The 4,659-nt window shown below is 60.4% G+C and carries 6 protein-coding genes; 2 read left to right on the forward strand and 4 right to left on the reverse strand.

Annotation, left to right across the window (positions count from 1 at the left end; all coding sequences use genetic code 11):
* Positions 1-252 precede the first annotated feature (252 nt).
* Together ACT67G_RS11755 and ACT67G_RS11760 are read left to right on the forward strand one after the other, a co-directional pair.
* Positions 253-681: a hypothetical protein gene (locus ACT67G_RS11755; RefSeq protein WP_326215963.1), complete on the forward strand. Its 429-nt coding sequence runs from the start codon at positions 253-255 to the stop codon at positions 679-681.
* A 53-nt stretch (positions 682-734) separates the two neighbouring features.
* On the forward strand, positions 735-1,301 hold the full coding sequence (locus ACT67G_RS11760) for a GNAT family N-acetyltransferase (RefSeq protein WP_443664350.1): 567 nt from the start codon (positions 735-737) through the stop codon (positions 1,299-1,301).
* A gap of 94 nt (positions 1,302-1,395) precedes the next feature.
* Here the strand turns inward: ACT67G_RS11760 and ACT67G_RS11765 are convergent, their stop codons facing one another.
* The 4 genes from ACT67G_RS11765 to ACT67G_RS11780 form a co-directional block, all read right to left on the reverse strand.
* The gene (locus ACT67G_RS11765) at positions 1,396-2,472 is read right to left on the reverse strand and encodes a branched-chain amino acid aminotransferase (protein ID WP_443664351.1); all 1,077 of its coding nucleotides are present in this window, start codon (positions 2,470-2,472) and stop codon (positions 1,396-1,398) included.
* A gap of 449 nt (positions 2,473-2,921) precedes the next feature.
* Positions 2,922-3,458 (reverse strand): 2-oxoacid:acceptor oxidoreductase family protein, encoded by a 537-nt coding sequence (locus tag ACT67G_RS11770; protein WP_325246893.1) that lies wholly within the window; start codon positions 3,456-3,458, stop codon positions 2,922-2,924.
* Position 3,459: 1 nt separating this feature from the next.
* On the reverse strand, positions 3,460-4,209 hold the full coding sequence (locus ACT67G_RS11775; protein WP_326215966.1) for a thiamine pyrophosphate-dependent enzyme: 750 nt from the start codon (positions 4,207-4,209) through the stop codon (positions 3,460-3,462).
* A 1-nt stretch (position 4,210) separates the two neighbouring features.
* Positions 4,211-4,659 (reverse strand): transketolase C-terminal domain-containing protein (locus ACT67G_RS11780; RefSeq protein WP_443664352.1); only part of this gene is annotated, 449 nt, incomplete at its 5' end.

Below are 4,659 nucleotides of genomic sequence, written 5' to 3' on the forward strand. Positions count from 1 at the left end.
AAGATCTCCTTGTGGGTGTAGATGGAGTTGATCATCAGGTCCAGCAGCCGCTTGGACTCCGCTTTGAATTGTTTCTTGGCCATAGAAGCCACACTTCCTTCTTCGTGTATTTTTTCACAACTTAGTAATATAGCACGCCGCGACCCATAAATAAATGACCAATTTGTAAATTTCAGGGAAAACCGGTTGTTTCTCCTGCTGTTTCCGAGTAAAATAACTATCATCTCAAAGGGCGCGAAAGGAAGACTGTTTATGGGTTTGTTCCGCAGATTTGCCAATGCGGTGGCGCGGTTCATGTACGGGCGAAACGGCATGGATCAGCTGAATTTACTGCTGGTGGTATGCGTATTGGTCTTGTACCTGGTGTCCGGCCTGTTGGCGGGGCGGCAGGATCTGCTGGCCATCATCCTGTACTGGATCGCGCTGCTTTTGTGGCTGCTGGTGATTTTCCGGATGTTCTCCAAAAACCTCTACAAGCGCCGGGCGGAAAACGCTAAATTTGCCGGCTGGATGTGGAAGCTCAAAAGCGCTCAGGACGGCGCCAGAGCCCGCCACGCCGACAAAGACCACAAGTATTTTACCTGCAAGAACTGCAAGACCATCTGCCGGGTGCCGGTGGGGAAGGGGAACATCATCATCACCTGCCCCAAGTGCGGCGCCCAGATCAAGGCCAAGACCTGACGGAGCGGGGACGCCGGAGCGTCCCTGCTTTTTTGCGGAAAAGGAGCGATCACATGCATATCCGATTGGCCGTTCCGGCGGATGCGCCGGCCCTGCTGGCCATTTACGCCCAGTATATCGAAACGGGCATCACCTTTGAATACCAGCTTCCCAGCCGGGAGGAGTTTGCCCGCCGGATCCGGACCTTCGGGGAGGCGTATCCCTATCTGGTCTGGGAGGAGAAGGGCCAGATCCTGGGATATGCCTATGCACACCGGCAGGCAGAGCGGGCAGCCTATCAGTGGAACGCAGAGCTGTCCGTCTATCTGGACCGGGACCACACCGGCGCCGGCCGGGGCCGGCGGCTCTACACCGCCCTGATGGAGCTGCTGCGGCTTCAGGGGATCCGGACGGTATACGCCCTGGTGACGCTGCCCAACGAAAAAAGCGAGGGGCTCCACCGGAGCCTGGGGTTCCGTCTGATGGGGGTTCAGCGCAGCACCGGCTACAAGGACGGCGCCTGGCGGGATGTGGCCTGGTTTGAAAAGGCCATTGCCCCCTACGATCCGGACCCGGCGCCCCTGCGGCCCTTCCCCCAGGTACCGCCCCAACAGGTGGCAGCCATCCTAGCGCAGACATGAGGAAATCCTCATCTCAGATACCGGCCCTGACAGCACGAAAAAGAGGAGAAGCCTTTCGGCTTCTCCTCTTTGATTTGACGGGGTTTGCTCAGACTCAGCCCTCGCAGACGGGGACGATCCAGCCCTTGGTGTCGGGGATCTTGCCCCACTGGATGCCGGTGAGGGTATCGTAGAGCTTCTGGGTCAGCTCGCCGATCTTGCCGCCGCTGATGGCGACCTTGTCGCCCTTCCAGTCCAGCTCCTTGACCGGGGAGACGACGGCGGCGGTGCCGGTGCCGAAGACCTCTTCCAGCTTGCCCTCATGGCCGGCCTTCATGATATCGGCGATGGCCACGTGCTCCTCCTTGACCTCGTAGCCCCAGTCCTTGAGCAGCTCGATGATGGAGCGGCGGGTGACGCCGGGCAGCACCGTGCCGGTGCAGGGAGCGGTGTAGATCTTGCCGTCGATCTTGAACATGATGTTCATGGAGCCGACCTCTTCCACGTACTTCTTCTCCACGCCGTCCAGCCACAAAACCTGGGCAAAGCCCTGCTGCTCGGCCATCTCGCCGGCCTTGATGGAGGCAGCGTAGTTGCCGCCGCACTTGGTAAAGCCCGTCAAGCCGGGTGCCGCACGGATATACTCGTCTTCCACGTAGATCCGGACGGGATCGATGCCCTCGGCATAGTAGGCGCCGGAGGGAGAGCAGATGATGCAGAACGTATAGTTCTTGCTGGCGTGGACGCCCATGCCCACATCGGTGGCAAAGGTGAAGGGGCGGATGTACAGGGAGGCGCCGTCAGAGTGGGGCACCCAGTCCTTATCCACCTCCACCAGGGCCTTCACAGCCTGGACAAAGTCGTCCACCGGGACCTTGGGAATGCACATACGGTCGGCGGAGTCCTGCATACGCTGGGCGTTGCAGTCCGGGCGGAACAGCTGGATGGTGTTGTCCGCAGTCCGGTAGGCCTTCAGACCCTCAAAGATCTCCTGGGCGTAATGGAAGATCACGCAGGCAGGCTCCAGGGGGAAGGGCTGATAGGGAATAATGCGGGCGTCGTGCCAGCCCTTATCGGGGCTGTAGTCCATCACGAACATGTGGTCCGTGAAAATTTTGCCGAAGCCCAGCTTGCTCTCGTCCGTGGGCTTGGCCTTGGGACTGGTGGTCTTGGTGATTTTGATATCCAGCATTTTGATACTCTCCTTTATCATTTAGTTTTTGAAGTTTGTCGGCAGAATAACAAAAGGCTTCCGCGCACGCCTGCCTGCGGCAGGAGAGGCGAAAGCCAAACTTCCGTGGTACCACTCTCATTGCCGCATAAAGACACGGCCACTCGACGCCCCGGTATCGGAGGGCAAACCGGCAAGGCATACTGGGGCAAAGCCCGTTCCGCCTGCAGCTCCCGGGTGAGGCCGGTAAAACCATTCCCGCCGCCTCGCACCAGCCGGCAGCTCTCTGAAGGGTTCGTTTCCCCGGTATGTCCCGTTCATCACGCAAACACTATCTTCTTTTATTTTATACGCTGATATGGCGGGAAAGTCAAGGGGAAATGCGCGGTGCTTTCCGCCGGTTAGGAGGCGGCGGCCGGGGAATGGATGCTTCTCCGGCCGCCGTGTGTTTTGGCAGATAATAAGAGGGATTACTGGACGCAGGCCATGCCGCGGCGGAACGCCTCGATGTTCAGGGGCACGAACTTGGCCTTGGGGCCGGTGAACATCTCCTGGATCATGGTCTCGATGGTCTCGGGCTTGAGGATCTTGGTGGCGGCCACATAGGCGCCCAGCATCACCATGTTGGCCACCTTGGGGTTGCCCACTTCCTCGGCGATCTTGGAGCAGGGGATGTAATAGGCCGTCAGGTCGGGGCGGGAGACCTTGTCGGTGACCACGTCGCTGTTGACAAAGACCGTACCGCCGGGGAGCACGCCCGCCTCAAACTTCACCAGAGAGGGCTCGTTGAGGGCGATGAGCTCCGTGGAGCGGGCAAACACGGGAGAACCGATGGCCTTGTCAGAGAGGACCACGGAGCAGTTGGCGGTACCGCCGCGCATCTCGGGGCCGTAGGAGGGGGCCCAGGTGACGTTGAGGCCCTCGGCCATGCCGGCCTCCGCCAGGTTCTTGCCGATGGCCAGACCGCCCTGGCCGCCGAAGCCGGAAATGATGATTTCTTTTTTCATCTTATTTCACCTCCGCGCCGGTATCCTTGATGACTCCCAGAGGATAGTAGGGGATCATGTTCTCCTTGAGCCAGTCGATGGCCTTCAGCGGCGTCATGCCCCAGTTGGTGGGGCAGGTGGAGAGCACTTCCACAAAGGTGAAGCCCTCGCCGGCCATCTGCTTTTCAAAGGCCTTCTTGATGGCCCGCTTGGCCTTGTTGAGGTTGGCGATGTCGGTGACGCATACCCGCTCGGCGTAGACGCAGCCGTCCAGAGTGGACAGCAGCTCCGCCATGCGGATGGGCATGCCGGCCTGCTCCTTGGTGCGGCCCTCCTGGCAGGTGGTGGCCCGCTGGCCGATGAGGGTGGTGGGGGCCATCTGGCCGCCGGTCATACCGTAAATGGCGTTGTTGATGAAGATGGTGGTGAACTTCTCACCCCGCATGGCGGCGTGGACGATCTCCGCCGTGCCGATGGAGGCCAGGTCGCCGTCACCCTGATAGGTGAACACCGCCTGATGGGGATGGGTGCGCTTGATGCCGGTGGCCACAGCGGGCGCACGGCCGTGAGCGGCCTCCTGCATATCACAGTTGAAATATTTATAGGCGAACACGGAGCAGCCTACGGGGCACACGCCGATGGCGTCGTCCAGCAGGCCCAGCTCCACCAGGGACTCGGCTACCAGCTTATGGACGATGCCGTGGTTGCAGCCGGGGCAGTAGTGCAGTTCGGCGTCCGTCAAGCCTTTGGACTTCTGATATACGATTGCCATGTTACTCTGCCTCCTTCAAGGCCTTTTTGGCCGCTTCCTCGATTTCCTCCACGGTGGGCATCACGCCGCCGGCGTGACCCAGGTAGTGGATGGGCTTGCGGCCCTCCACGGAAAGGCGCACATCGTCGATCATCTGGCCGGTGGAGCTCATCTCCACGTCCAGGAAGGCTTTCACGTGATCTGCCTTGGACAGCTCCCGCAGGGCAGCTTCGGGATAGGGCCACAGGGTGATGGGGCGGAAGAGGCCGGCCTTGACGCCCTGGGCGCGCAGGTTCTCGATGGCGGTGAGGGCGATGCGGGCGGGGGTGCCGTAAGCGGTGATGACCACTTCGGCGTCATCGCACTCCTTGGTGTCCCAGCGGACCTCGTTCTTCTCCATCTCAGCGTACTTCTGGGCCAGATGGTCGTTGTGACGTTCGCACTCCTCGGGATCCATGTACAGGGAGTTGA

It is taken from the genome of Dysosmobacter sp. (assembly GCF_052306735.1).
Classification (GTDB): Bacteria; Bacillota; Clostridia; order Oscillospirales; family Oscillospiraceae; genus Oscillibacter.